Origin of the sequence: Rhizobium brockwellii (genome assembly GCF_000769405.2) — a bacterium.
GTDB lineage: Bacteria > Pseudomonadota > Alphaproteobacteria > Rhizobiales > Rhizobiaceae > Rhizobium > Rhizobium brockwellii.
Window position 1 is genome coordinate 1,754,759 of sequence record NZ_CP053439.1, and the last position, 24,499, is coordinate 1,779,257.

Here is a 24,499-nt window from a genome sequence, read left to right on the forward strand (position 1 = left end):
GACGCTTCGATTTAGTGCAGGATCTGGCTGAGGAACAGCTTGGTACGCTCGTGCTGCGGATTGTCGAAGAAGGCAGCCGGTTCGTTCTGTTCGACGATTTGGCCCTGGTCCATGAAGATAACCCGGTTGGCGACCTGACGGGCAAAGCCCATTTCATGCGTAACGCAGAGCATGGTCATGCCTTCCTCGGCAAGCCCCACCATGGTGTCGAGCACTTCCTTGATCATTTCGGGATCGAGCGCCGAGGTCGGCTCGTCGAACAGCATGATCTTCGGGTTCATGCACAGCGACCGGGCGATCGCCACGCGCTGCTGCTGGCCGCCGGAGAGCTGGCCCGGATATTTGTTGGCCTGCTCCGGGATCTTGACCCGCTTCAGGAAGTGCATGGCCACTTCTTCGGCCTGCTTCTTCGGCATCTTGCGCACCCAGATTGGCGCCAGCGTGCAGTTTTCGAGGATCGTCAGATGCGGGAAGAGGTTGAAGTGCTGGAACACCATGCCGACTTCGCGCCGCACCTCGTCGATCTTTTTCAGGTCGTTGGTGAGTTCGGTGCCGTCGACGATGATGCGGCCCTTCTGATGCTCTTCCAGTCGGTTGATGCAGCGGATCATCGTCGACTTGCCCGAGCCCGACGGGCCGGCAATGACGATGCGCTCGCCGCGCATGACCTTCAGGTTGATGTCGCGCAGCACGTGGAAATCGCCGTACCACTTGTTCATGTTGACGATCTCGACCGCCACTTCCGTCGCGGAAACGGTGAGCTTTTTCGCTGGAGCTTCAGCCATGATATTTTCCCTCATTCTTATCGTTTTAGCGTTCTTATCGTTTGTGGCCGGTATCGAGATGACGTTCCATGAAGCCTGAATAGCGCGACATGCCGAAGCAGAACAGCCAGAAGATGAAGCCCGCGAAGATCAGGCCCGTGATCGGCGTGACGGCGCTTGCCCAGTTGGCATCGGAGAAGTTCAGCTTGACGATGCCAAGCAGATCGAACATGCCGATAATGGTGACCAGCGACGTGTCCTTGAAGGTTCCGATGAAGGTGTTCACGATGCTCGGAATGACCAGCTTGATGGCCTGCGGCATGATGATCAGACGGGTCTTTTGCCAATAGCCGAGGCCAAGCGAATCGGCGCCTTCGAATTGTCCCTTCGGGATCGCCTGAAGGCCGCCGCGGATCACTTCCGCCATATAGGCCGAGGTGAAGATCGACACACCGATCAGCGCCCGAAGCAGTTTGTCCACGTTCCAGCCCGTGGGAAGGAAGAGCGGCAGCATGACACTTGCCATGAACAGAACGGTGATCAGCGGAACGCCTCGAATGACCTCGATGAAGGTAACGCAGAGCATCCGGATGACGGGCATCTTCGAGCGGCGCCCCAGCGCAAGCAGAATGCCGCAGGGTAGGGAGACGGCAATACCGACAAAGGACAGAACGAGCGTCACCATCAGCCCGCCCCAGAGCGGAGTGTCCACTACTTCGAGGCCGAAGCCGCCGTGAAGAAGCCAGAAGGCGAGGACCGGCAGCACGGCGAACAGAAGAATGGCGTTCAGGCCCTTGCGCGGCGCTGACGGGATGAGCATCGGAACCAGCAGCAGAATGAACAGGATCCCGACGATCGCCGGTCTCCAACGCTCATCGAGCGGATAGCGGCCGAATATAAACTGATCATACTTGGCGCTGATGAAGGCCCAGCATGCACCACTCCAGCCGTCAGGCTGGATGCCGCCCTGGATCGTCGTCGCGCAGAATGTGCGGTCCGGGCCTGACCATACGGCCTGGATGAACAGCCAGTTGACGAGGTGCGGTACGGCCCATGCGATCAGCGCAAGAGCCAGGATAGTCAGGATCACGTCCTTCGGAGTTGCCAGGAGATTGCGACGTATCCAGGCGACGGCTCCCCTCTCGCCGGGGGGCGGCGGTTCGGCGGCAAGGATGGACGTTCTGACGAAGGGTTTATCGGCGACCGACATCTTATCTCTCCACCAGTGCCATCTTGGCATTGAACCAATTCATGAACAGCGACGTGAGAATGCTCAAGCTGAGATAGACGATACCCCAGATGCAGACGATCTCGATCGCTTGACCGCTCTGATTGAGGATCGTGCCACCGACGGCAACGAGATCCGAGAAACCGATCGCGATGGCGAGTGAGGAGTTCTTGGTCAGGTTCAGGTACTGGCTCGTCAGCGGCGGGATGATGATGCGCAGCGCCTGCGGCACCACGACAAGTCTCGTCACACTCGACGGATGTAGCCCCAGCGCGCCAGCTGCCTCGGATTGTCCCTTTGCAACGCCGCGAATACCGCCGCGAACGATCTCGGCGATGAAGGAGGCGGTATAGAAGGACAGAGCGAGAAACAGTGACATGAATTCGGGGCCGACGACGGAGCCGCCCGTGAGGTTGAATTTTCCGGCAATCGGAACGTCGAAGGTGAGCGGAAAGCCGGAGACAACGAAGACCAGCAATGGCAGGCCGACGATCAGCGCGATCGACGTCCATACGGTGTGGAACGGCTGGCCGGTTGCGGCTTGGCGTTTGTGGGCCCAGCGCGCGATGATGACGGTGGCGACAATCGCAATCACCAGGGCGATGCCGACAGCTATCATGCCGGTCTCGAAGATCGGCTTCGGGAAGGCTAGTCCTCTGTTGTTGAGGTACATGCTGAACGGCAGACCCACCGACTCGCGCGGCTGCGGCAAGACAGAGAGAACGCCGAGATACCAGAAAAAGATGACGAGCAGCGGCGGAATGTTGCGGAAAATCTCGACATAGACCGTGCAGAGCTTGGCAATCAGCCAATTGCGCGACAGCCGGCCGATCCCGATCAGGAAGCCGATGATGGTCGCCGTGAAAATACCGGTCACCGCCACCAGCAAGGTATTCAGAATGCCGACGACAAGTGCGCGCGCATAAGTCGAGTCACTCGAAAAGCTGATCAGCGACTGGCCGATTTCGAAACCGGCCCGACCGCGAAGAAAGCCGAAACCCGATGCCGTATTGCTGCGGGCAAGGTTGACGGCCGTGTTGTGGGCCACCCACCACACAAAGCCGACGAGAATAACGATTGTTAGAACCTGGTAAAATATGCTCCGGTATTTCGGGTCGTACATTGCCGACCGGAAACTCCAGCCGGTGTCATGCAAAGGTGTCGTATCCACAGCCTCATGCGTCATGCCGCGCCAATCCCCTTGTGCCCGTTTTCGGGCTTTCTTTTTAACTTTTTGGAAGCGGGAAGGCGGCTTGGCCGCCTTCCCGGTATTTCATTGCTAGCGTTCGATTAACGAACCGGCGGCGCGTACTGGATGCCGCCCTTGTTCCAGAGAGCATTCAAGCCGCGTGCGATCTTGAGCGGGCTCCCCTGGCCGATGTTGCGCTCGAAGATTTCGCCGTAATTGCCGACGCCCTTGATGACATTGGCGGCCCAATCATTGGTCAAGCCGAGATCGGTGCCAATCTTGGTATCGGTCTCGCTGCCGAGGAAGCGCTTGATATCAGGGTTCGGCGAGTTCTTCATCTCGTCGACATTTGCCTGGGTGATGCCGAACTCTTCGGCATTGATCAGCGCATAAGCCGTCCAGGAAACGATATCGAACCACTGATCATCACCCTGACGGACGGCCGGGCCAAGCGGCTCCTTGGAGATGATCTCGGGAAGGATGACGTGTTCGTCGGGATTCTTCAGCGTCAGACGCAACGAATAGAGACCGGATTGGTCGGTCGTGTAAACGTCGCAACGACCAGCGTCGTAGGCAGCGTTGACCTCAGGAAGGTTTTCGAAGACGACCGGATTGTACTGCAGATTGTTCGTCTTGAAGTAATCGGCGAGGTTTAGTTCGGTGGTCGTGCCCGACTGCACGCAGATTGCGGCGCCGGAGAGTTCGAGAGCCGACTTCACATTCAGGCCCTTGCGCACCATGAAGCCCTGGCCGTCATAATAGGTGACAGGACGGAAGTTGAAGCCGAGTGCGGTGTCGCGGTTGATAGTCCAGGTCGTGTTGCGCGAGAGAACGTCGATTTCGCCGGACTGCAGAGCGGTGAAGCGTTCCTTCGCATTTGTTGGCGTGTACTTGACCTTGGTGGGGTCGCCGAACACGGCCGAAGCGACGGCCTTGCAGAAGTCGACGTCGAAGCCGGCCCAATTGCCGGAGGCGTCAGGTGCGGCAAAGCCGGTAAGGCCGGTATTGACGCCGCACTGAACGAAACCCTTTGCCTTGATGTCTGAGAGAGTGGTGGCGGAGGCGGCCGAGGCGCCAACTGCCAAAACTGCTGCGCCGATGGCGGCGGACAGGAGCTTATTTTTCATTTTCCCAACCTTTTCCGTTGTCTTATCTTTTCTTGTGGGGAGTGCGTGCCGACAATCCGTCGCCTCCCCATTGTCTCGACACCCTCCCGGCGCGAGTGGGTCTATCACAGTCGCAAATGTCACTATGGTCAAGTGTCGCGCTTAATAATTGCGGCGAAATGCAACATTTTGGCAGATTGCGCTGCATTCATGGGCGGGTGATTAGGAAATAGGCGTCCGGTTGCGGAAAAATAACGCGAAAATCGAAATTTCCATCATTTCAGATCGGCGCCTCAACCGATCTTCAAGGGGTTGACCCGACACGGCGGGGCGTCCAAAAGTCTGGTTTCGCGACCCTTCGCCAAAGGCTATTTCCGACATGAAAGACAAAGACAGCTTGCTGCAGAATGCCGGCATCAACACCCGCCTGACCCATATCGGCAACGACCCTTTCGATTATCACGGCTTCATCAATCCGCCGGTCGTGCATGCCTCGACGGTGCTGTTTCCGAATGCGCGGGCGATGGAGACGCGCGCGCAGAAATACACTTACGGGACGCGCGGCACCCCGACGACGGATGCGCTCTGCGAGGCGATCGACGCACTCGAAGGCTCGGCCGGCACGATCCTCGTGCCGTCGGGCCTTGCGGCCGTCACCATTCCGTTCCTGGGTTTCGTCGCTGCCGGCGATCATGCGCTGGTGGTCGATTCGGTCTATGGCCCGACGCGCCATTTCTGCGATACGATGTTGAAGCGCCTCGGCGTCGAGGTGCAATATTACGATCCGACCATCGGCGCCGGCATCGAGGCGCTGTTCCGGCCGAACACGAAGCTCGTCCACACCGAGGCTCCGGGCTCCAATACCTTCGAAATGCAGGATATTCCGGCGATCTCGGCAGTCGCGCACCGACATGGCGCCGTCGTCATGATGGATAATACCTGGGCGACGCCGCTCTATTTCAGGCCGCTCGATCACGGCGTCGACATCTCGATCCACGCATCCACGAAATATCCGTCCGGCCATTCCGACATCCTGCTCGGAACGGTTTCGGCCAATGCCGAGCACTGGGAGCGGCTGAAGGAGGCAAACGGCGTGCTCGGCATCTGCGGCGCACCCGATGATGCCTACCAGATCCTGCGCGGATTGCGCACCATGGGCCTGCGCCTCGAGCGGCATTATGAAAGCGCGCTATCGATCGCAGAATGGCTGGAGGGCAGGGAGGATGTCGCCCGCGTGCTGCATCCGGCCCTGCCGAGTTTCCCGTCTCACCAACTCTGGAAGCGCGACTTCAAAGGCGCCAGCGGCATCTTTTCCTTCGTGTTGGCCGCCGAAGGCCCCGAGAAGTCCAGAGCAAAGGCGCATGCCTTCCTCGACGCGCTCAGGATTTTCGGTCTCGGCTATTCCTGGGGCGGCTATGAAAGCCTTGCCTTGCACGCCTATCTCAACGATCGCACGGTCGCCAAGGCGCCGACGGATGGTCCGGTCATTCGCCTGCAGATCGGCATCGAGGACGTGGTCGACCTGAAGGCCGATATCGAACGGGGTTTTGCGGCGGCAAGCGCGGTCTGATCAGACAGGCTTTGTCGTCGCTTGTGACAACTCAAGGCAGATCGACAGCCCGATAGCCGTAGATCCAGTCGAGATCTGCCGCGAGGCTCAGCGGCGGCTTGAGGCCGAGCACGAGATCGCGACCGATCCGGATCGGCCCTTTCGCATGATAGGCGAACCGGTTGAAGGCGCCGCGCTGGCGAAGTTTCGCAATGCGTGGCGCCCGATGTCTTTCGAAGCGCGCCAGCGCTTCCGCCACGGGACGTTTCGAAAGAAATGCTGCCAGTTCATAGGCGTCTTCGATCGCCATCGCTGCGCCCTGTCCGGCAAAAGGCATCATCGCGTGGGCGGCGTCGCCGATCAGAACCGTCTTTCGGCCGTCCTGCCACGTCCCCGCGGTAGTTTCGAACAGCGGCCAGAACGTCAGTTTTTTCTGTCTGTCGAGCAGCGAGACGATCGCTGCATTCCAGCCGGAAAGGCGTGCTCGCAGCTCGGCGCGCTGTTCGGCCGTCGGCTCGCTTTGCCAGGCCTGCGGCGCGATATTGCCGGCGGTGATCGCCACCATGTTGAAGCTGTCGCTTTCCCTCAGCGGATAGCAGACGAGGTGCGCCGAACCGCCGAGAAAAGCCGAAACGCTTGCCCGGTCGAGGAAACCGGGCGCCTCATTTTCGGCAATGGTGAAGCGGTAGGCGATATTGCCGGAAAAGCGCGGCGAGGGGCTGCCCGGAATGGATTGCCGAAGCTTCGACCAGACGCCGTCAGCGCCGATCACAACATCGGCCGCCCGCTCGAATGGCGGTACGGTCGTATCGATCCGCACGCCAAGGTGAAGCCGGCAGAGCGGATCGGCCGTAACCGCAGCCAAAAGGGCTTTCTGCAATGTGGTGCGGTGCAGGACGCCATAGGGTGCGCCCCAGCGTTCCCGAGCGAATTTGCCTGCCGGCACGGCCGCGAGCTGGCGGAGCGACCCGCCCGATATCAGCCGGATGGCGTCCGGCTCGAGCCAGACCTTTGACAGTCCTTCAAGGATGCCGAGTTCGGCAAGGATGTGCGAAGCGTTCGGCGAAACCTGCAATCCGGCGCCGATTTCGGTGAGTTCGCCCGCTTGCTCAAAGATCTCCGAACTGATGCCTCGGCGCGAAAGCGCAAGGGCAGCGGTCAGCCCTGATATCCCGGCGCCGATGATTGCGGCATGTTCGACCGGCATTGTCCGTCCGATCCGGATCTGGACTGACTACGCCGCCTTCACGTGGAAAACGCAACCGGCCGGATTGGTTTGGCTGGGCTTGAGCGCGGAATTGAAGCGATAGAGCGTCGAGCAGTAGGAACAGACCTTCTCGTTGTCGTCGCCCATGTCGATGAAGATATGCGGATGATCGAAGGGAGCCGAAGCGCCGGTGCACATGAATTCCTTGACGCCGACTTCGATAACGCGGTGACCGCCGTCGTTCTGGAAGTGGGGAATGTTGTGGCCGGCCATGTCGCTCTCCGAATGCTTTGAAATGTGCGCGAACCTTATAAGCCTTCGCCGCAAATGTGTAGAGCCAAACCGCCGCGCCGGGCACAGTTTTTAGCCACAGTTTTTGGCTTCACGATGAAAGGCCGCTCGACTATGGTCGCGCCAAAAAGGAAGGCCCGATGAACCTGAATACACCCGCATTTTCGAGCTTCACCCATGACGGATTGCAGCTCGCCTTCTTCGATGAGGGCGATCCGGCCGGTGTGCCGGTGTTGTTGATCCACGGCTTTGCCTCGACCGCAAACGTCAACTGGGTGCATCCGGGCTGGTTGAAGACGCTCGGCGATGCCGGCTACCGGGTGATCGCCATCGACAATCGCGGCCACGGCGCAAGCGATAAGCCGCACGATGCCGAAGCCTATCGTCCATGGGTCATGGCCGGCGATGCGATCGCGCTGCTCGACCATCTCGGCATCCCCGAAGCCAATGTCATGGGCTATTCGATGGGCGCGCGCATTTCCGCCTTTGCCGCGCTTGCCAATCCGCATCGCGTCCGTTCGTTGGTGCTCGGCGGCCTCGGCATCGGCATGACCGACGGCGTCGGCGACTGGGACCCGATCGCCGATGCGCTGCTGGCGCCGTCGCTGGACGCGGTGACACATGCCCGCGGCCGCATGTTCCGCGCCTTCGCCGAGCAGACGAAGAGCGACCGGGTCGCTCTTGCCGATTGCATCCGCGGCTCGCGCGATCTCGTCGCCCGCTCCGATATGGCCAAGCTCGACATGCCGACGCTGATCGGCGTGGGTACGAAGGATGACATCGCCGGCTCGCCGCAGGAATTGGCGGCGCTGATGCCCAGTGCCGAAGCGCTCGATATTCCGGGCCGCGATCATATGCTCGCCGTCGGCGACAGGGTTTTCAAGCAGGCAGTGCTGGCCTTCTATGCAAGGGTCGCCCATCGCTGACAACATCGTGATGCCGAAAAACCATGCTAAAAAACCATGGCGGCGGCACCCATTTATGTTATTGGCGTTTTCCTCTATATATTGGCATTCCGAAAACGGCATTCCGGCTGGCAGCGAGGAGAGCGGCGATGGTCGCAAAGACTGACATTCGTGCTTTTGACACAGGCCATCCGCTAAAGGTGATGGATCCCATCTGGGACAGCCTGCGCGAGGAAGCCCGGCTCGCGGCCGAACGGGACCCGGTTCTCGCCGCCTTCCTCTATTCGACCGTGATCAACTACCATTCGCTCGAGGAATGCGTCATCCACCGCATCTGCGAACGTCTCGATCACCCCGACATGCAGGCGAACCTGCTTCGCCAGACCTTCGAAGAAATGCTCCTCGACTGGCCTGAGTGGAGCTCCATCCTGCGCGTCGATATCCAGGCGATCTATGACCGCGATCCCGCATGCCTGCGCTTCATGGAGGCGGTGCTTTATTTCAAGGGCTTCCATGCGCTGCAGACACATCGTCTGGCCCATTGGCTGCTGAACCGCGGACGACGTGATTTTGCGCTCTATCTGCAGAGCCGCTCCTCCAGCGTCTTCCAGACCGACATCAATCCGGCCGCCCGTATCGGCAAGGGCATCTTCCTCGACCACGCCACTGGCCTCGTCGTCGGCGAGACGGCCGTCATCGGCGACAACGTCTCGATCCTGCACGGCGTCACACTCGGCGGCACCGGCAAGGAGGGCGCCGACCGCCATCCGAAGATCGGCTCCGGCGTCATGATCGGCGCCGGTGCCAAGATCCTCGGCAATATCGAGATCGGCTACTGCTCACGCGTCGCCGCCGGCTCCGTTGTCCTGAAGGCGGTGCCGCCCAAAAAGACAGTCGCGGGTGTGCCGGCCAAGGTCGTCGGCGAGGCCGGTTGTTCCGAGCCGTCGCGCAACATGGACCAGGTGATCGGCGCCGATATCTGAGCGCCCGTTGGAAACAAGGATAGGAAAAGTCGGCGGGATACGAGCGGGGAGAGCCATGAGCAAACGGCAACCTTGCCTTTACACCGCTGCATTTCCTGTGCAAGAAGCGGCCAATCAAGACCGCTTACGGAGATGACAGAGTGAAGCCAGAAGAAATCAAGAAGCTCGACGCCTATTTCAAGCGCATGTTCAATCCGCAGATGATCGTCAAGGCGCGTCCGCGCAAGGATGATTCTGCGGAAGTCTATCTCGGCGAAGAATTTCTGGGTGTGGTCTATATCGATGACGAGGACGGCGACCGCTCCTACAACTTTTCGATGGCGATCCTCGACGTCGATCTCTGATCGCGTTCGAAAGCTTCAAAAGGACCGAATGGCGCGATCCGTTCGGTCCTTTTTCGTTTTTTCCATTCGCAATGAGAATTTATTCAAAACTTCCGGTTGTGGCATTCTGATATATTTTAGCAAAATCAGTTAAAGACGTACGTGCCCCGGCGCGCTGCCTTTGTTATGTCATTGTAATGCAACCTTTGGATGTTTTGCAACGCACAAGACTACTTGACTATTTGTGCATTGCAGCTACCCTGCGGCCACCAACAGCCCAACGGAGGATGGCTCATGTTCAACTTTGAAGACGCCAACAAGAAGAGCAAGGAAGCCGTCGATACGGCCCTGAAGACCTATACCGACACGTCCAAGGGCTTTCAGGCAATCGCCGCAGAAGCCACTGAATATTCGAAGAAATCTTTTCAGGACGCGGTGACGCATTTCGAAACGCTGGCCGGCGTCAAGAGCTTCGAGGCCGCTTTCGAGCTGCAGACGAGCTACGTCAAGGCGTATTTTGAAGGCTTTGTCTCCGAGACGACGAAGCTCAGTGAGATGTATGCCGATCTCGCCAAATCAGCCTACAAGCCCTATGAGGCACCGATCGCCGCTGCGGTCGTTAAGACCGCCAAGGCGGTGTCGGCGGCGACGCCTGCTGCTGCTTGAACTGATTCAAAGGCGCAACCTGCGCTACATATTGAAAAATGAAGACCGGCTACGCATCTGTAGCCGGTCTTTTTGTTTCCACTTTCGCTGCAGCGCCCGCATGGGATCGACCGGGGACTTTTTTGGTCTTTCCCGTGCATGCCGGCCATTTCTTGATTGCAGTGTCTGACAGGGGGCTTAAAATCAGCCTATTATGAACTAAGTTAGTGTTTCAGATATTCGGCGGGAAAAGCACCCTCCCATGCTCCGCTGGATTGCTTGAGGAATGAATGACAATGATCGCAAAGCCGATCCGGATGCAGAACGACAGCGAAAGGAACGGGGACAACGCAAATCGAACCTCGGTCATCACGCGCACCAAGCCGAAGACCAAGAAGCCCAATCTTTATCGTGTGCTGCTTTTGAATGACGACTACACTCCCATGGAATTCGTCATTCATATTCTGGAGCGTTTTTTTCAGAAGGATCGTGAAAGTGCCACCCGCATCATGCTCCATGTCCATAACCACGGCGTCGGCGAATGCGGAATATTCACATACGAGGTAGCGGAAACGAAGGTCAGCCAGGTGATGGACTTCGCCCGGCAGCACCAGCATCCGCTGCAATGCGTCATGGAAAAGAAGTGAGGATCTGAACGTGCCAACATTTTCGCCTAGTTTAGAGAAGGCGCTCCATCAGGCACTGACCTTTGCCAACGAGCGGCACCACGAATATGCGACGCTCGAGCATCTGCTGCTCGCCCTGATCGACGATGCCGATGCGGCCGCGGTCATGGGTGCCTGCAATGTCGATCTCGACGCGCTGCGCAAGACGCTCGTCGAATATGTCGATAACGAACTTTCCAACCTGATCACCGGTTATGACGAGGATTCGAAGCCGACCTCCGGCTTCCAGCGCGTCATCCAGCGTGCCGTCATCCACGTGCAATCGTCCGGCCGCGAAGAGGTGACCGGCGCCAACGTGCTCGTCGCGATCTTCGCCGAGCGCGAAAGCCACGCCGCTTATTTCCTGCAGGAGCAGGAGATGACCCGCTACGATGCCGTCAACTACATCTCCCACGGCATCGGCAAGCGCCCGGGCGTTTCGGAAGCGCGTCCCCCGCGCGGCGCCGAGGACGAAGCCGAAAGCAGCAAGCCGACGGCGCGCGGCGGCGAGGAAGAGGGCGGCCCCAAAAAGCAGCAGGACGCGCTCAAGGCCTATTGCGTCAATCTCAACGAGAAGGCCAAGGGCGGCAAGATCGATCCGCTGATCGGCCGTCACGCCGAGGTCAACCGCACCATCCAGATCCTGTGCCGCCGTTCGAAGAACAATCCGCTCTATGTCGGTGATCCCGGCGTCGGCAAGACGGCGATCGCCGAAGGCCTTGCCAAGCGCATCGTCGAAGGCAAGGTTCCGGAAGCGCTCGCCGATGCGACGATCTTTTCGCTCGACATGGGTACCCTCCTGGCCGGCACGCGCTACCGCGGCGATTTCGAGGAACGCCTGAAGCAGGTCGTCAAGGAACTGGAAGAATATCCGGGCGCCGTGCTCTTTATCGACGAGATCCACACGGTGATCGGCGCCGGCGCCACCTCAGGCGGCGCAATGGATGCATCGAACCTGCTGAAGCCGGCCCTGTCATCGGGCGCGATTCGCTGCATCGGTTCGACCACCTACAAGGAATATCGCCAGTTCTTCGAGAAGGACCGGGCGCTGGTCCGTCGTTTCCAGAAGATCGACGTCAGCGAGCCGTCGATCGAAGATGCAATCGAGATCATGAAGGGACTGAAGCCCTATTTTGAAGAGTATCACCACCTGCGTTATTCGAACGACGCCATCAAGTCGGCCGTCGAATTGTCGGCCCGCTACATCTCCGACCGCAAACTGCCCGACAAGGCGATCGACGTGATCGACGAAACCGGTGCGGCGCAGATGCTGCTGCCGCCGTCCAAGCGCCGCAAGCTGATCACCGAAAAGGAGATCGAGGCAACGGTCGCCACGATGGCGCGCATTCCGCCGAAGACCGTCTCCAAGGACGATGAAGCCGTGCTTGCCAATCTCGAGAAGGAACTGCGCTCGGTCGTCTACGGCCAGGATATCGCCATCGAAGCGCTTTCGACCTCGATCAAGCTGGCGCGCGCTGGCCTTCGTGAGCCGAACAAGCCGATCGGCGCCTATGTCTTCTCCGGTCCGACCGGCGTCGGCAAGACCGAGGTGGCAAAACAGCTGGCATCGTCGCTCGGGGTCGAACTGCTGCGTTTCGACATGTCGGAATATATGGAGCGGCACACAGTTTCGCGTCTGCTCGGCGCACCTCCGGGCTATGTCGGCTTCGACCAGGGCGGTCTTCTCACCGATGGCGTCGACCAGCACCCGCATTGCGTGGTCCTGCTCGACGAAATCGAGAAGGCCCATCCTGACATCTACAATATCCTGCTGCAGGTCATGGACCACGGTACGCTGACCGACCATAACGGCAAGAAGATCGATTTCCGCAACGTCATCCTGATCATGACGACCAATGCGGGTGCATCGGAAATGGCCAAGGCGGCGATCGGCTTCGGCTCGTCCAAGCGTACCGGCGAGGACGAGGAGGCGCTGACCCGCCTGTTCACGCCGGAATTCCGCAACCGTCTCGACGCGATCATTCCCTTCGCGGCGTTGCCGACGGCCGTCATCCACAAGGTCGTGCAGAAGTTCATCATGCAGCTGGAGGCCCAGCTTTCCGAAAGGAACGTCACCTTCGACCTGCACGAGGATGCGATCGCCTGGCTGGCGGAAAAGGGTTACGACGAGAAGATGGGCGCCCGCCCGCTTGCTCGCGTCATTCAGGATACGATCAAGAAGCCGCTCGCCAACGAAATCCTCTTCGGCAAGCTGAAGAAGGGCGGCGTCGTCAACGTCACTGTCGGCCCGAAGGAAGACGGCAAGCCCGGCATCGTGCTCGAAGCCATTTCGGAAACGGCGCCGATCAAGCCGAAGCCCGAAGCCGAGGTCGTGCATCCCGAAGGCGATGATGGGGATGACGGCGAGCTGAAGACGAAGGCGGCCCGCAAGACCCGCGCCAAAGCGGTGCCGCAGGCCGAGCCTGAGGTCCGCGACGCCCCGAAGAAGGGAAGCGCTGTTCCGAAGGTTCCACGCAAGAAGTAAGATACCATCACCGAATTGGAAAAGGCCGCGTCACTGCGGCCTTTTCGATTCCGGATCTGCATGCGCCGTTTTTTAGAGCCTGGTGTAGTCGATCTCGAGAAAGTCGGCGACCTCGGGCACCCAGCGATCGCGCACGAAGGCGACATGTAGGGGATGGAGGTTGTACGTGTCGTAGCCAGCCTGATCGTCGAATTCCATCGAAAAGCCGAAGGTAAAATCATTCTTTGGACTCGTCTGCCGAAGCTGCTCGAAATTCCGCACGCTCGGGATCTTGGCAAGCACCAGCGCGTCAGCGAGGAACGACGTTTCTTCAGCCGAGCCGGCTTCGTGCTTGAGGCGGAACGCGACAGTATGGCGGATCATGATCTTGTTCCAAATGATTGTCTGGATTGAATTCTCTGAAATCGAGAGGTGTTGACCTTACGCCAGCGCTGCCCTGATCTTTTCGGCATTGGCGGCAAGCACGGCACCGTCCTCCATCTTGCCGGAATGCGGCTTGAGTGCGACGCCTTCATGCCGCGGGATGACGTGAAAATGCAGATGGAACACCGTTTGCCCGGCGGCCGACTCGTTGAACTGGGCGATGAACACGCCATCGGCATCGAAGACGTCCTTGACCGCATTGGCGATCTTCTGGACGACTGATATCGCATGGGTGAGGGTGGCTGGATCGGCATCGAGGAGATTGCGGGACGGCGCCTTGGGAAGGACGAGCACATGGCCCGGCGCCTGCGGCATCACATCCATGAAGGCGATGGTATGCTCGTCCTCGTAAACCCGATGCGAGGGGATTTCGCCGCGGAGGATCTTGGCGAAGATGTTGTTGTCGTCATAGTCGGCCGGGCTGGTCATCACGAAATCTCCTCAGTTCATGGTTGATCGGGTAACGCGGCCGGTGCGGCGGCGTCAATCCTCCTGCTGGCGTTCGCCCTTGCGGAAAGGGCTGTGCTCTGTCAGCAGCTCGCTCATCTGTTCGACATCGGCGCGCTCGCGGGCGAGATAGTCGCCGATCGCCCGGCGAAGGCCGGCATGAGCGACATAATGGGCGGAATGCGTCGTCACCGGCAGGTAACCGCGGGCAAGCTTGTGTTCGCCCTGCGCGCCGGCCTCCACCCGTTTCAGCCCTTTCGAAAGGGCGAAGTCGATCGCCTGATGATAGCAGACCTCGAAATGCAGGAAAGGATGATCCTCGATGCAGCCCCAGTGACGGCCGTAGAGTGTATCGCTGCCGATGAAGTTGATCGCGCCGGCGATATAGCGCCCGTCGCGCTTGGCCATGACGAGCAGGATATCGTCTGCCATGCGTTCGCCGATCAACGAGTAGAACTTGCGGGTGAGATAGGGGCGGCCCCACTTGCGCCCGCCAGTATCCATGTAAAACTTGAAGAACTGGTCCCAGATGCGTTCGGTCAGGTCGCGGCCGGTCAGCCAGTCGATGCTGATCCCGTTTTCGAGGGCGGCGCGGCGCTCCTTGCGCAACGCCTTGCGTTTGCGCGAGGCAAGCGTTTCGAGAAATTCCTCGTGATTGGCATAGCCGTCATTGATGAAATGGAACTGGTGGTCGGTGCGGTGCAGATAGCCGTCCATCTCGAAAACGCCGATCTCTTCGTCCGGCACGAAGGTGATATGGGCCGAGGAGATGCCGAGCCGCCGCACCACCTCCTTCAGGCTTTCGGCGATCGCGCTCTGGATCGGAAGCCGCTGCAGCCCCTCGGCGACCAGAAGACGCGGGCCTGTCGCCGGGGTGAACGGGATCGAGCACTGAAGTTTCGGATAATAACGCCCGCCGGCCCGCTCGAAGGCGTCGGCCCAGCCATGGTCGAAGACATATTCGCCTTGGCTGTGGTTCTTGAGATAGCCGGGCAGGGCGCCGATCAACTCGCCGCGCTCGGTCTCGAGCAGCAGGTGGTGGCCGAGCCATCCCGTCTCTGCGTCGGCCGAGCCGGATTCTTCCAGCGACGATAAAAAGGCGTGTGAAACGAAAGGGTTGTAGGCAATCGTAGCGCAGGTCTTCGACGCTCCGGAAAGCTTGGACCAGCTCTCCGGGGAAATCCCGGTGAAGGAGCGTTCGACGCGAATGGATAGTTCGTCAGTCATGGGACAAATGCGAAGCCTGTGGGAGGATGGTTTCGGCTCTGCCTTACAGCGCCACGCGTCTTTCAGACGCGCAAAGGACGTTGTAAACTTTGAGTTGCTGCATAATTTTATCCTGAAATCGATTCCGATTTAAGGAATTATGCAGTCTGCGCATGATCTTGGCCAAAAAGCGAGCGTCAAGCAACCACACGCGGATCGAAGCCTTCGAAGGTCATCTGGTCTGCGTTTGCGAATGTATGCCGGCGCGCCTCTTCGTCACGCACCGTCCAGGTGATAACAGGAATGCCCTTTTCGCGTTCGCCGATGATAAAGGGGTTCGGCAGGTCGCCATAATGATAAGAGATGAAATCGAGACCGATCTCCATCGCCTCCGCATGTGTCTTGAACGCCTCCGGCGTGTTGCCGTCGGCCGTCAGCCCGAGCGGGTAGGGTGAGCCAAGCGCCTTCAGATCGCGCAGCAGCCAGTGGTCAAAACTCATCAGCGCCACCTTGCCCTCATAGCCTTCGAGCACCTCGAGAACAGCCTCGGCGAAACCTTCGTCGTCGGCCTCGCGGCCCTTGAGCTCCAGCACCAGCGGCACCTTGCCCTTGACGAGGTCGAGGAGCTGGCGCAGCGTCGGCACCTTATCGCTCGTGCCGCCAACGGCGATCAGTCCGAGTTCCCGGGACGTGCGCTCGCGGATGTCGCCGTGGAGGTTGCACAGGCGCTGCAGGTCCTCGTCGTGAAAGATGACCGGTACGCCGTCGGAGGCGTAGTGCAGGTCGCATTCGATCGCAAAACCCGCTTCGATGGCGCGCGAGAAGGCGGACAGTGTGTTTTCCCAGACATGCGTGTTGAGATCGTGATAGCCGCGATGGGCGACCGGCAGGTCCCTGATCCAGGCAACATTGGTCATTCTGCGATTTCCATGATAGCGTCTATCTCGACGGCGGCATTCAGCGGCAGGGCGGCCATGCCGACAGCGGCACGCGCATGTTTGCCGGCTTCGCCAAGCACGCCGGCAATCAGGTTTGAAGCGCCGTTGATGACGAGATGCTGCTCGACGAAGTCGGGCGACGAGGCGACGAAACCGTTCAGCTTGATGACGCGCCGGATACGGCCGAGATTGCCGCCAAGTGCCGTCTTCGCCTGGGCAAGGATGTTGATGGCGCAGAGTTCTGCGCCGCGCTGGCCCGTTGCAACGTCGACGGTCTTGCCGAGATGGCCCGAGACAGTGACCTTGCCGCCTTCGAGCGGCAGCTGGCCGGAGATGTAGAGAAGATTGCCGCTGATGACATAGGGAACGTAATTTGCAGCAGGTGCTGCTGCTTCGGGCAGGGTTATCCCCATCTCAATCAGGCGCGCTGCAATTTCATCGGACATTTTCGTCTCCGCTTTTGTTGTCAATTCTTCAAAAATTATGCATCAAGACTAGAATCTTTAATATGACAGTTTCGAGCCTCGATTTGGCCGAAAGCGTTCTTATAACATCGCGACCGAGTCCAACAGGAGTTAATGAATGTTCCGATCGAGTCTTGTCGCTCTGCTTCTCGCCAGCGTTTCCGCCAATGCATGGGCGGCTGCGCCCGCGGTTAGCGCTGCGATCGCGACCGGCCTCGTCGCACATCGCGCGGTCTACGATTTGGAACTGAAGGACGCTTCGGACCGCTCCGGCATCGCCGGCATGTATGGTCGCATGGTCTATGAGTTCGACGGCAGCTATTGCCAGGGCTTCACCACCAATTTCCGCTTCGTGACGCAGATCGACACCGGCGACAGCGTGCGTGTCAGCGACCAGCAGACCAAGACCTTCGAGAACCTGAAGGACGGCAAGTTCACCTTCGACACCAAATCCTTCACCGACGAGCAGCTCGACAAGGAGGTCAACGGTGCGGCTGAGGACCAGCCGGATGGTGTCAAGGTCGATCTCAAGCAGCCGGCGAGCCGCGAGCTGCAGCTTTTAGAAAGCCGTTTTCCCACCGAGCATATGCTCGATGTGATCCAGCACGCCAAGGACGGCAAGCGCTTCTTCGAGGCGCGCGTCTTCGACGGTTCCGATGACGGCGACAAGTCGCTGGCGACGACGACGATCGTCGGCAAGCAGGAGACGCCGATCGCCGAGGAAGCCGATGCCGGCAATGCCGGCGCCTTCTCGAAGACGGCCTTCTGGCCGGTGACGATCGCCTATTTCAACGAGGGTGCGAAATCGGATGCTTTGCCGGTCTACCGCATGTCCTTCAAGCTCTATGAGAATGGCATCACCCGCGACCTGACGATGGACTACGGCGATTTCGTCCTGACCGGCAAGCTCGCCAAGCTGGAGCTGCTCGACCGCAAGGCCGAAGTTTGCAAGTAGGCCTCGTTGCCTTCCGCAGCCCCCTGAGTCTGATATTCATCGTGTCGATGTTCGACGCTGGCAGGCTGAGTGCGGCATTCCAAGGGCAGGCAGTCGCCTTCGTCTCCTTTATTGCAGATCCATGCGCCGCGCCCGGTGCGTGAGCCAGGTTTTTTCAGCATAAGCCTTGCTTTTGCGCCAAATCGAATGTATGGGCACCGGCATTCCACACGTAAGGCATGGGATCGTCCGGGAGAAATCCGGGCTGTTCCGCCCGGTGGCATTCTCGAAGAGGATGCTGTTCGCCTTGCGGAGGTTCAACCGGAAAAGGAGTAACAAGGCATGGCATTGCCTGATTTTTCTATGCGCCAGCTTCTTGAAGCAGGCGTCCACTTCGGCCACCAGACGCATCGCTGGAACCCGAAGATGAAGCCGTACATCTTCGGCGATCGCAACAACATTCACATCATCGATCTGGCCCAGACCGTTCCGATGCTGTCGCGCGCCCTTCAGGTCGTCAGCGACACCGTTGCCCGCGGCGGCCGCGTTCTCTTCGTCGGCACCAAGCGCCAGGCGTCGGAGATCATCGCCGACAGTGCCAAGCGCTCGGCCCAGTACTACGTCAACTCGCGCTGGCTCGGCGGCATGATGACGAACTGGAAGACGATCTCCAACTCGATCCAGCGCCTGCGCAAGCTCGACGAGATCCTGAACGGCGAAGCCCAGGGCTTCACCAAGAAGGAACGCCTGAACCTTGAGCGCGAGCGTGAAAAGCTCGACAAGGCCCTCGGCGGTATCCGCGATATGGGCGGCACGCCCGACCTGATGTTCATCATCGACACCAACAAGGAAAAGATCGCGATCGACGAAGCCAAGCGCCTCGGCATCCCGGTTGTCGCCATCATCGATTCGAACTGCGATCCGGACCTGATCGACTATCCGATCCCGGGTAACGACGACGCATCGCGCGCGATCGCTCTTTACTGCGAGCTGATCTCCCGCGCCGCCATCGACGGCATCGCGCGCCAGCAGGGCTCTTCCGGCCGCGATCTCGGCGCATCCTCCGAACTTCCGGTCGAGCCGGCTCTCGAGGAAGCAGCCGAAGGCTGATGAAGGCGGGCGGATCGAAAAGGTCCGCCAAGGCTTACAGAGACTGGGCTTGCAGAGACTGGGAAAGGCCGCTCGCGACTCATCGAAGTTCGGCGGCCTTGCCTGTTTCAAGGGGAGGGCGTCAGGCTCTCCGCCCGATAAGTTTCGTTATGGCGCGTCTTCATCACGCTGTCATACATACAGGTACATTTCGTGCCTCAATCCGGTGCCGAGCCGCGCTTTGCGGTCCACCGTATGAACCGACAAGAGGAAGCTAATGAGCGAGATTACGGCTGCAATGGTGAAGGAACTGCGCGAAAAGACCGGCGCAGGCATGATGGACTGCAAGAAGGCTCTTGCTGAAACCGCTGGCGACATGGAAGCGGCGATCGACTGGCTGCGCGCCAAGGGCATCGCCAAGGCCGACAAGAAGTCCGGCCGCACCGCTGCCGAAGGCCTCATCGGCGTTTCGAGCCAGGGCACCAAGGCCGTCGTCGTCGAAGTCAATTCCGAAACCGACTTCGTCGCCCGTAACGATGCTTTCCAGGAACTCGTCCGCGGCATCGCCAAGGTCGCCGTCTCGACCGACGGAACCGTCGATGCCGTTGCCGCTGCGACCTACCCGGCATCCGGCAAGTCCGTGTCCGACACGATCAAGGATGCGATCGCAACGATCGGCGAGAACATGAACCTGCGCCGTTCGGTCGCTCTCTCGGTCGAAGACGGCGTCGTCGCCACCTATATCCACAATGCTGTTTCCGACGGCCTCGGCAAGCTCGGCGTTCTCGTCGCGCTGAAGTCGACCGGTGACAAGGATGCCCTGAACGCCATCGGCCGTCAGGTCGCTATGCACATCGCCGCCACCGCGCCTCTGGCGATCCGCCCGGAAGAAGTCGATGCCGCTGTCGCCGAGCGCGAGCGCAACGTCTTCATCGAGCAGTCGCGCGCTTCCGGTAAGCCGGACAATATCATCGAGAAGATGGTCGACGGCCGCATGCGCAAGTTCTTCGAGGAGGTCGCCCTTCTCTCGCAGGCTTTCGTCATCAATCCGGATCTGACGGTTGCAGCCGCCATCAAGGAAGCTGAAAAGGCCGTCGGCGCGCCGATCGAAGTCGCCGGCATGGCCCGTCTTCTGCTCGGCGAAGGCGTCGAGAAGGAAGAGACCGATTTCGCGGCCGAAGTCGCGGCTGCCGTCAAGGGTTGATCTTCCAGCCATAATTGGGAAAACACGAAGGGCATCGCGTGACAACGCGGTGCCCTTCGTGTATCGGGCATTCACGGCAATTTACGAGGAGCCAAGATGTCTTTAGAGCCTGTCTATAAACGCGTTCTACTCAAGGCCTCCGGCGAAGCGCTTATGGGTGGCCAGGGTTTCGGGATCGATGTGACGGTAGCGGACCGCATTGCATCCGATATCGCCGAGGCACGGCATATGGGCGTGGAAGTCGGCGTCGTCGTCGGTGGCGGCAATATCTTTCGCGGTGTCGCGGTGGCGTCCAAGGGCGGCGACCGAGTCACCGGCGACCATATGGGCATGCTCGGCACCATCATCAACGCGCTGGCGCTGGCGACCTCGCTGCGCAAGCTGAACATTGATACGGTGGTCCTTTCGGCCATCTCCATGCCCGAGATCTGCGAGAGCTTTTCGCAGCGCGCAACCCTTTATCACCTGTCGATGGGACGCGTGGTGATCTTTGCCGGCGGCACCGGCAACCCCTTCTTCACCACCGATTCCGCCGCAGCACTCCGCGCCGCCGAAATGGGTGCGGAAGCGATCTTCAAGGGCACGCAGGTGGACGGCATCTACACCGCCGACCCGAAGAAATATCCCGATGCGACCCGTCTCGACCGGCTGACGCACCAGGAAGTGCTGGACAGGGGGCTTGCGGTGATGGACGTTGCCGCCGTGGCGCTCGCCAGAGAGAATTCCATTCCGATCATCGTCTTCTCGATCCACGAAAAGGGTGGTTTTGCTGAAATCTTGACGGGCGGTGGCCTCAAGACCATCGTCTCCGACAACTGATATAAGCTGCGCCGCTGTTCGGCGCAGTCCTCGCTAGAACTTGATGATTTTAGGCCCGGCGGGCCTGAAATCTGAATCATGTTCGGCATTAAATAGTTAGAGCATGATGTCGTCCGAAAACTACTGACACTTTTCGGCATCATGCTCTGGAGCATGTCGCGCAAAAGTGTGCAGCGGTTTTGCGATAACGACATGCGTAAAACCAGGACTTAAAGCGCGGCAAGCGAATCTGAAAGATCGCGACGGCGTTCTACGGGAGCATCGACATGAGTGAAGGTATCGACATCAAGGAACTGAAGCGCCGCATGGATGGCGCGATTTCCGCATTCAAAAGCGACATCGCATCGTTGCGCACCGGCCGTGCTTCGGCCAACATCCTCGACCCGGTGACGATCGAGGCCTATGGCTCGCGCATGCCGCTGAACCAGGTCGCCAACATCACCGTGCCCGAGCCGCGCATGCTGTCGGTTTCCGTCTGGGACAAGTCGATGGTCAGTGCCGTCGAACGCGGCATCCGCGAATCCAATCTCGGCCTCAACCCGATCATCGACGGCCAGAACCTGCGCATTCCGTTGCCGGAACTGAACGAGGAGCGCCGCAAGTCGCTCGTCAAGGTGGCGCACGACTACGCCGAAAAGAGCAAAGTGGCGATTCGCCATGTCCGCCGCGACGGCATGGACGGCCTTAAGAAAGCCGAGAAGGACGGCGTCATCGGCCAGGACGAGAGCCGGGCGCAGTCGGAACGTGTACAGAAGATGACGGACGAGACGATTTCCGAAATCGACCGCTTGCTTGGCGAGAAGGAAAAGGAAATCATGCAGGTCTAGTGGATCTGTGCCTTTGCCTGGAAAGACCGGACGGGAAATGTCGGAATCTGTATTTGTGACTGTGCCGGAGCATGTTGCCATCATCATGGACGGCAATGGCCGTTGGGCCAAGCAACGTGGCCTGCCGCGCACGATGGGCCATCGCAAGGGTGTCGAGGCGGTGCGTGAGACAGTCCGCGCCGCCGGTGCGGCCGGCATAAAATATCTGACCCTCTTTGCCTTCTCGTCGGAGAACTGGCGCCGGCCCGAAGCTGAGGTCTCCGATCTGCTCGGCCTGCTCAAGGCTTTCATCCGGCGCGATCTCGCTGAGCTTCATCGCCAAAACGTGCGGATCAAGGTGATCGGTGACCGCGACAGCCTGCGCAGCGACATTCTCAGCCTCTTGCTGGAGGCCGAGGAGACGACCAGGGACAACACGTCGCTGACGCTCGTCATCGCCTTCAACTACGGTTCGCGCGACGAGATCGCCCGCGCCGTCGTCAGCCTCGCCCGGGATGTCGAGGCCGGCCGCCTGAGAGCTCAGGATATTACACCCGCGCTGATCAACGCCCGTCTCGATACGGCCGGCATCCCCGATCCGGATCTCATCATCCGCACCAGTGGCGAAGAGCGGCTTTCCAACTTCCTCCTCTGGCAGGCCGCCTATTCGGAATTCATCTTCCTTCCGGAATATTGGCCGGATTTCAGCCCCGAGATCTTCCGCTCGGCGCTCGAGACATTCGCCTCTCGCGAACGGCGCTTCGGTGGCCTGTCCTCGCAAGCGGCCGCGGTCGGCACCTGATGCAGCAGGAACTGAAGCTCCGCATCGTTTCAGGACTGATTCTTGCGGCTATCGTTCTTGCCGCCACCTGGTATGGCGGCTTTGCCTTCCGTATCCTGGCGGTCGTGATCGGCCTGCTGATCTACTATGAATGGTCGAAAATAACAGGCATCGCGCGGGATTGGGTCGCCAATGCCGTCGGCTGGATCGGCGAGGCGGCGATTGCCTTCCTCGTGCTTGTTGGCAATTTCGAATTCGCCGCCGGCATGCTGGCCGGCGTCACCGCCGTCGGCATCGCCCTGATCATCCTGCAGGGCACCAGCCGCTGGTTTCCGGCAGGCCTGTTTTATGCCGGCGCCACCGGCCTGGCGCTTGCCGCGATCAGAAGCGATGACCGGCTTGGCCTTTACGCCATGCTCTTCGTCTTTGCCGTCGTCTGGGCAACCGATATCCTTGCCTATTTCGTTGGCAGGGCGCTTGGCGGGCCGAAGCTTGCCCCTTCGATCTCGCCCGGAAAGACCTGGTCGGGTGCAATCGGCGGCGCCGTGTCGGCGGTCGCAGCCGGCGTCGTTCTCATCCATTTTCTCCTTCCGGGCGCTGAAATCGTCGCTGCCGGTGTGGCGTTGGTTCTCTCGGTTTGCAGCCAGTCGGGCGATCTTTTCGAATCGTTCATAAAGCGGAAATTCGGCGTCAAGGATTCGAGCCGTCTCATTCCGGGCCATGGCGGCGTCATGGACCGTGTCGACGGACTGATTTTTGCCTGTTTTTCGGCGTTCTTGCTTGCTGGGCTTTTTTCCCTGATAAAGGGGGCCGGAATGACGTCGCTCGGCGCGGCATTGTTCGGACTGTGACAACGCGCAGCCTGACGGAAGGGACTTATGGAAACGGTGAGCGGCATATACGCATTTCTGATGGGGAACATCGTTACCTTCATCCTCGTGCTGTCACTGCTCGTCTTCGTGCATGAGATGGGCCATTACCTCGTCGGGCGCTGGAGCGGCATTCGCATCCTTGCCTTTTCCGTCGGCTTCGGTCCGGAAATATTCGGCTTCACCGACCGCCACGGAACGCGCTGGAAGATTTCGGTGGTCCCGCTTGGCGGTTACGTAAGGTTCTTCGGCGACGAGGATGCTTCGAGCAAGCCCGACACCGACAAGATCGCCGCCATGTCCGAGGAGGATAGGGCACGCTCCTTTGCCGGCGCCAAGCTGTGGAAACGCGCTGCAACCGTCGCGGCTGGCCCGATCGCCAATTTTCTGCTCGCGATCGCCATCTTCACCATTCTTTTCTCGGTCTATGGCCGCACGATCGCCGATCCTGTCGTTGCCGAGGTCAAGCCCGACGGCGCTGCCGCTGCCGCCGGCATCCTTCCAGGCGATCTGCTGATCGCCATCGACGGCGGCAAGGTCGAGACCTTCGACGACGTGCGCCGCTACGTCGGCATCCGCCCGAGCCAGAAGATCGTCGTGACGATCGAGCGCGCCGGCCAGAAGCTCGATGTGCCGATGGTGCCGCAACGCGTCGACACGACCGACCAGTTCGGCAACAAGGTCGAGCTCGGCCAGATCGGCATCGTCACCAGCCGGGAGGTCGGCAACTTCCGCCTGAAGACCTATACGCCGCTACAGTCGCTGCGCGAGGCTGTGATCGAGACCCGTGACATTGTCACCGGCACCTTCAAATATATCGGCAACATCTTCAGCGGAACGATGCGCGCCGATCAATTGGGCGGGCCGATCCGCGTGGCGCAGGCGTCGGGCCAGATGGCGTCGCTTGGAATAGGGGCGGTGTTGCAGCTTGCGGCGGTACTTTCTGTTTCGATAGGATTGCTTAACCTGATGCCGGTTCCGGTACTTGATGGCGGCCACCTGATGTTCTATGCGGTGGAAGCGGTGAGGGGAAAACCGCTGGGCTCTTCGGCCCAGGAAATTGCGTTTCGCATCGGCCTGGCGATGATACTGACATTGATGGTTTTCACGACCTGGAACGACATTGGCTCGTTGAGAGGGTAAACGAGCAAGGTGAGGATAATTACTATTTATTTACGA

26 protein-coding genes are annotated in these 24,499 nt (G+C 59.8%); 15 read left to right on the forward strand and 11 right to left on the reverse strand.

The annotated features are described in order from the left end of the window. Nucleotides 1-11: 11 nt before the first annotated feature. The 4 genes from RLCC275e_RS08935 to RLCC275e_RS08950 form a co-directional block, all read right to left on the reverse strand. Nucleotides 12-785, reverse strand: coding sequence for an amino acid ABC transporter ATP-binding protein (locus tag RLCC275e_RS08935; protein ID WP_003559021.1), 774 nt, complete (start codon nt 783-785; stop codon nt 12-14). Between the two features lie 34 nt (nt 786-819). Beyond that, nucleotides 820-1,974: an amino acid ABC transporter permease gene (locus RLCC275e_RS08940; RefSeq protein ID WP_003559022.1), complete on the reverse strand. Its 1,155-nt coding sequence runs from the start codon at nt 1,972-1,974 to the stop codon at nt 820-822. A gap of 1 nt (nt 1,975) precedes the next feature. After that, a complete protein-coding gene (locus RLCC275e_RS08945; protein WP_033182531.1) occupies nt 1,976-3,178 on the reverse strand; it encodes an amino acid ABC transporter permease in 1,203 nt (400 codons plus the stop codon). 104 nt (nt 3,179-3,282) lie between these two features. Further along, nucleotides 3,283-4,308 (reverse strand): amino acid ABC transporter substrate-binding protein, encoded by a 1,026-nt coding sequence (locus tag RLCC275e_RS08950; protein ID WP_033182532.1) that lies wholly within the window; start codon nt 4,306-4,308, stop codon nt 3,283-3,285. Between the two features lie 358 nt (nt 4,309-4,666). On the opposite strand from RLCC275e_RS08950, the gene RLCC275e_RS08955 reads away from it, so the two are divergent. After that, nucleotides 4,667-5,857, forward strand: a complete 1,191-nt coding sequence (locus RLCC275e_RS08955; RefSeq protein ID WP_033182533.1) for a cystathionine beta-lyase — start codon at nt 4,667-4,669, stop codon at nt 5,855-5,857. 31 nt (nt 5,858-5,888) lie between these two features. Here RLCC275e_RS08955 and RLCC275e_RS08960 read toward each other — a convergent pair whose 3' ends face one another. Both RLCC275e_RS08960 and RLCC275e_RS08965 read right to left on the reverse strand, forming a co-directional pair. Next, entirely contained in the window at nt 5,889-7,043 is a 1,155-nt protein-coding gene (locus RLCC275e_RS08960) for an FAD-dependent monooxygenase (protein WP_033182534.1), read from the reverse strand. A gap of 27 nt (nt 7,044-7,070) precedes the next feature. Next, entirely contained in the window at nt 7,071-7,316 is a 246-nt protein-coding gene (locus RLCC275e_RS08965; RefSeq protein WP_003539274.1) for a zinc-finger domain-containing protein, read from the reverse strand. Nucleotides 7,317-7,474: 158 nt separating this feature from the next. Here RLCC275e_RS08965 and RLCC275e_RS08970 point away from each other — a divergent pair, with 158 nt between their 5' ends. The 6 genes from RLCC275e_RS08970 (at nt 7,475) to clpA (ending at nt 13,340) form a co-directional block, all read left to right on the forward strand. Continuing rightward, on the forward strand, nt 7,475-8,260 hold the full coding sequence (locus RLCC275e_RS08970; protein ID WP_033182535.1) for an alpha/beta fold hydrolase: 786 nt from the start codon (nt 7,475-7,477) through the stop codon (nt 8,258-8,260). 128 nt (nt 8,261-8,388) lie between these two features. Then, entirely contained in the window at nt 8,389-9,222 is an 834-nt protein-coding gene (cysE, locus tag RLCC275e_RS08975; protein ID WP_003559034.1) for a serine O-acetyltransferase, read from the forward strand. Nucleotides 9,223-9,362: 140 nt separating this feature from the next. Then, nucleotides 9,363-9,566 (forward strand): DUF3126 family protein, encoded by a 204-nt coding sequence (locus RLCC275e_RS08980; protein ID WP_003539277.1) that lies wholly within the window; start codon nt 9,363-9,365, stop codon nt 9,564-9,566. A 273-nt stretch (nt 9,567-9,839) separates the two neighbouring features. Next, nucleotides 9,840-10,211 carry a phasin family protein gene (locus tag RLCC275e_RS08985; RefSeq protein ID WP_003559036.1) on the forward strand — a complete coding sequence of 124 codons (372 nt, stop codon included), beginning with the start codon at nt 9,840-9,842 and terminating at the stop codon, nt 10,209-10,211. A gap of 275 nt (nt 10,212-10,486) precedes the next feature. After that, entirely contained in the window at nt 10,487-10,837 is a 351-nt protein-coding gene (gene clpS, locus RLCC275e_RS08990) for an ATP-dependent Clp protease adapter ClpS (RefSeq protein WP_017988219.1), read from the forward strand. A 10-nt stretch (nt 10,838-10,847) separates the two neighbouring features. Beyond that, nucleotides 10,848-13,340 carry an ATP-dependent Clp protease ATP-binding subunit ClpA gene (gene clpA / locus RLCC275e_RS08995; RefSeq protein ID WP_003559038.1) on the forward strand — a complete coding sequence of 831 codons (2,493 nt, stop codon included), beginning with the start codon at nt 10,848-10,850 and terminating at the stop codon, nt 13,338-13,340. 72 nt (nt 13,341-13,412) lie between these two features. Here the strand turns inward: clpA and RLCC275e_RS09000 are convergent, their stop codons facing one another. From RLCC275e_RS09000 to RLCC275e_RS09020, 5 genes are all read right to left on the reverse strand, one after another. After that, nucleotides 13,413-13,703 (reverse strand): Dabb family protein, encoded by a 291-nt coding sequence (locus RLCC275e_RS09000; protein WP_003559040.1) that lies wholly within the window; start codon nt 13,701-13,703, stop codon nt 13,413-13,415. 57 nt (nt 13,704-13,760) lie between these two features. After that, nucleotides 13,761-14,192, reverse strand: a complete 432-nt coding sequence (locus RLCC275e_RS09005; RefSeq protein WP_003559042.1) for an HIT family protein — start codon at nt 14,190-14,192, stop codon at nt 13,761-13,763. A 54-nt stretch (nt 14,193-14,246) separates the two neighbouring features. Beyond that, nucleotides 14,247-15,437 carry a GNAT family N-acetyltransferase gene (locus tag RLCC275e_RS09010; RefSeq protein ID WP_033182536.1) on the reverse strand — a complete coding sequence of 397 codons (1,191 nt, stop codon included), beginning with the start codon at nt 15,435-15,437 and terminating at the stop codon, nt 14,247-14,249. Between the two features lie 176 nt (nt 15,438-15,613). Continuing rightward, the gene (locus RLCC275e_RS09015) at nt 15,614-16,333 is read right to left on the reverse strand and encodes a glycerophosphodiester phosphodiesterase (RefSeq protein WP_033182537.1); all 720 of its coding nucleotides are present in this window, start codon (nt 16,331-16,333) and stop codon (nt 15,614-15,616) included. Beyond that, complete coding sequence (locus RLCC275e_RS09020) at nt 16,330-16,800, reverse strand: RidA family protein (protein ID WP_033182538.1); 471 nt, start codon at nt 16,798-16,800, stop codon at nt 16,330-16,332. The genes RLCC275e_RS09015 and RLCC275e_RS09020 overlap by 4 nt, the downstream gene beginning before the upstream one ends. 136 nt (nt 16,801-16,936) lie before the next feature. Here RLCC275e_RS09020 and RLCC275e_RS09025 point away from each other — a divergent pair, with 136 nt between their 5' ends. The 8 genes from RLCC275e_RS09025 to rseP all read left to right on the forward strand — a co-directional run bounded on the left by RLCC275e_RS09025 (nt 16,937) and on the right by rseP (nt 24,463). Then, a complete protein-coding gene (locus tag RLCC275e_RS09025; protein WP_003559051.1) occupies nt 16,937-17,773 on the forward strand; it encodes a cell envelope integrity EipB family protein in 837 nt (278 codons plus the stop codon). Nucleotides 17,774-18,094: 321 nt separating this feature from the next. Further along, nucleotides 18,095-18,862, forward strand: a complete 768-nt coding sequence (gene rpsB, locus RLCC275e_RS09030; protein WP_003559062.1) for a 30S ribosomal protein S2 — start codon at nt 18,095-18,097, stop codon at nt 18,860-18,862. Between the two features lie 256 nt (nt 18,863-19,118). Continuing rightward, nucleotides 19,119-20,045, forward strand: a complete 927-nt coding sequence (gene tsf, locus RLCC275e_RS09035) for a translation elongation factor Ts (protein ID WP_003559063.1) — start codon at nt 19,119-19,121, stop codon at nt 20,043-20,045. 96 nt (nt 20,046-20,141) lie between these two features. After that, nucleotides 20,142-20,864, forward strand: coding sequence for a UMP kinase (pyrH, locus tag RLCC275e_RS09040; protein ID WP_003539289.1), 723 nt, complete (start codon nt 20,142-20,144; stop codon nt 20,862-20,864). Nucleotides 20,865-21,130: 266 nt separating this feature from the next. Next, nucleotides 21,131-21,691: a ribosome recycling factor gene (gene frr / locus RLCC275e_RS09045; protein ID WP_003559065.1), complete on the forward strand. Its 561-nt coding sequence runs from the start codon at nt 21,131-21,133 to the stop codon at nt 21,689-21,691. A gap of 37 nt (nt 21,692-21,728) precedes the next feature. Continuing rightward, on the forward strand, nt 21,729-22,472 hold the full coding sequence (locus RLCC275e_RS09050; protein WP_033182539.1) for an isoprenyl transferase: 744 nt from the start codon (nt 21,729-21,731) through the stop codon (nt 22,470-22,472). Continuing rightward, entirely contained in the window at nt 22,472-23,302 is an 831-nt protein-coding gene (locus tag RLCC275e_RS09055) for a phosphatidate cytidylyltransferase (RefSeq protein ID WP_033182540.1), read from the forward strand. The genes RLCC275e_RS09050 and RLCC275e_RS09055 overlap by 1 nt, the downstream gene beginning before the upstream one ends. 27 nt (nt 23,303-23,329) lie before the next feature. Then, nucleotides 23,330-24,463 carry an RIP metalloprotease RseP gene (rseP, locus tag RLCC275e_RS09060; protein WP_033182541.1) on the forward strand — a complete coding sequence of 378 codons (1,134 nt, stop codon included), beginning with the start codon at nt 23,330-23,332 and terminating at the stop codon, nt 24,461-24,463. Nucleotides 24,464-24,499 lie beyond the last annotated feature (36 nt).

Coding starts and splice junctions, on each gene's coding strand:
- clpS (WP_017988219.1), top strand. CDS start 10,487: ATGATCGCAAAGCCGATCCGGATGCAGAACGACAGCGAAAGGAACGGG.
- RLCC275e_RS09050 (WP_033182539.1), top strand. CDS start 21,729: ATGTCGGAATCTGTATTTGTGACTGTGCCGGAGCATGTTGCCATCATC.
- RLCC275e_RS08940 (WP_003559022.1), bottom strand. CDS start 1,974: ATGTCGGTCGCCGATAAACCCTTCGTCAGAACGTCCATCCTTGCCGCC.
- RLCC275e_RS08985 (WP_003559036.1), top strand. CDS start 9,840: ATGTTCAACTTTGAAGACGCCAACAAGAAGAGCAAGGAAGCCGTCGAT.
- RLCC275e_RS09055 (WP_033182540.1), top strand. CDS start 22,472: ATGCAGCAGGAACTGAAGCTCCGCATCGTTTCAGGACTGATTCTTGCG.
- tsf (WP_003559063.1), top strand. CDS start 19,119: ATGAGCGAGATTACGGCTGCAATGGTGAAGGAACTGCGCGAAAAGACC.
- RLCC275e_RS09020 (WP_033182538.1), bottom strand. CDS start 16,800: ATGTCCGATGAAATTGCAGCGCGCCTGATTGAGATGGGGATAACCCTG.
- RLCC275e_RS08965 (WP_003539274.1), bottom strand. CDS start 7,316: ATGGCCGGCCACAACATTCCCCACTTCCAGAACGACGGCGGTCACCGC.
- RLCC275e_RS08960 (WP_033182534.1), bottom strand. CDS start 7,043: ATGCCGGTCGAACATGCCGCAATCATCGGCGCCGGGATATCAGGGCTG.
- RLCC275e_RS09005 (WP_003559042.1), bottom strand. CDS start 14,192: ATGACCAGCCCGGCCGACTATGACGACAACAACATCTTCGCCAAGATC.
- RLCC275e_RS08935 (WP_003559021.1), bottom strand. CDS start 785: ATGGCTGAAGCTCCAGCGAAAAAGCTCACCGTTTCCGCGACGGAAGTG.
- RLCC275e_RS09015 (WP_033182537.1), bottom strand. CDS start 16,333: ATGACCAATGTTGCCTGGATCAGGGACCTGCCGGTCGCCCATCGCGGC.
- pyrH (WP_003539289.1), top strand. CDS start 20,142: ATGTCTTTAGAGCCTGTCTATAAACGCGTTCTACTCAAGGCCTCCGGC.
- RLCC275e_RS09025 (WP_003559051.1), top strand. CDS start 16,937: ATGTTCCGATCGAGTCTTGTCGCTCTGCTTCTCGCCAGCGTTTCCGCC.
- rseP (WP_033182541.1), top strand. CDS start 23,330: ATGGAAACGGTGAGCGGCATATACGCATTTCTGATGGGGAACATCGTT.
- frr (WP_003559065.1), top strand. CDS start 21,131: ATGAGTGAAGGTATCGACATCAAGGAACTGAAGCGCCGCATGGATGGC.
- RLCC275e_RS08950 (WP_033182532.1), bottom strand. CDS start 4,308: ATGAAAAATAAGCTCCTGTCCGCCGCCATCGGCGCAGCAGTTTTGGCA.
- RLCC275e_RS08955 (WP_033182533.1), top strand. CDS start 4,667: ATGAAAGACAAAGACAGCTTGCTGCAGAATGCCGGCATCAACACCCGC.
- RLCC275e_RS08945 (WP_033182531.1), bottom strand. CDS start 3,178: ATGACGCATGAGGCTGTGGATACGACACCTTTGCATGACACCGGCTGG.
- rpsB (WP_003559062.1), top strand. CDS start 18,095: ATGGCATTGCCTGATTTTTCTATGCGCCAGCTTCTTGAAGCAGGCGTC.
- RLCC275e_RS09010 (WP_033182536.1), bottom strand. CDS start 15,437: ATGACTGACGAACTATCCATTCGCGTCGAACGCTCCTTCACCGGGATT.
- RLCC275e_RS09000 (WP_003559040.1), bottom strand. CDS start 13,703: ATGATCCGCCATACTGTCGCGTTCCGCCTCAAGCACGAAGCCGGCTCG.
- cysE (WP_003559034.1), top strand. CDS start 8,389: ATGGTCGCAAAGACTGACATTCGTGCTTTTGACACAGGCCATCCGCTA.
- RLCC275e_RS08970 (WP_033182535.1), top strand. CDS start 7,475: ATGAACCTGAATACACCCGCATTTTCGAGCTTCACCCATGACGGATTG.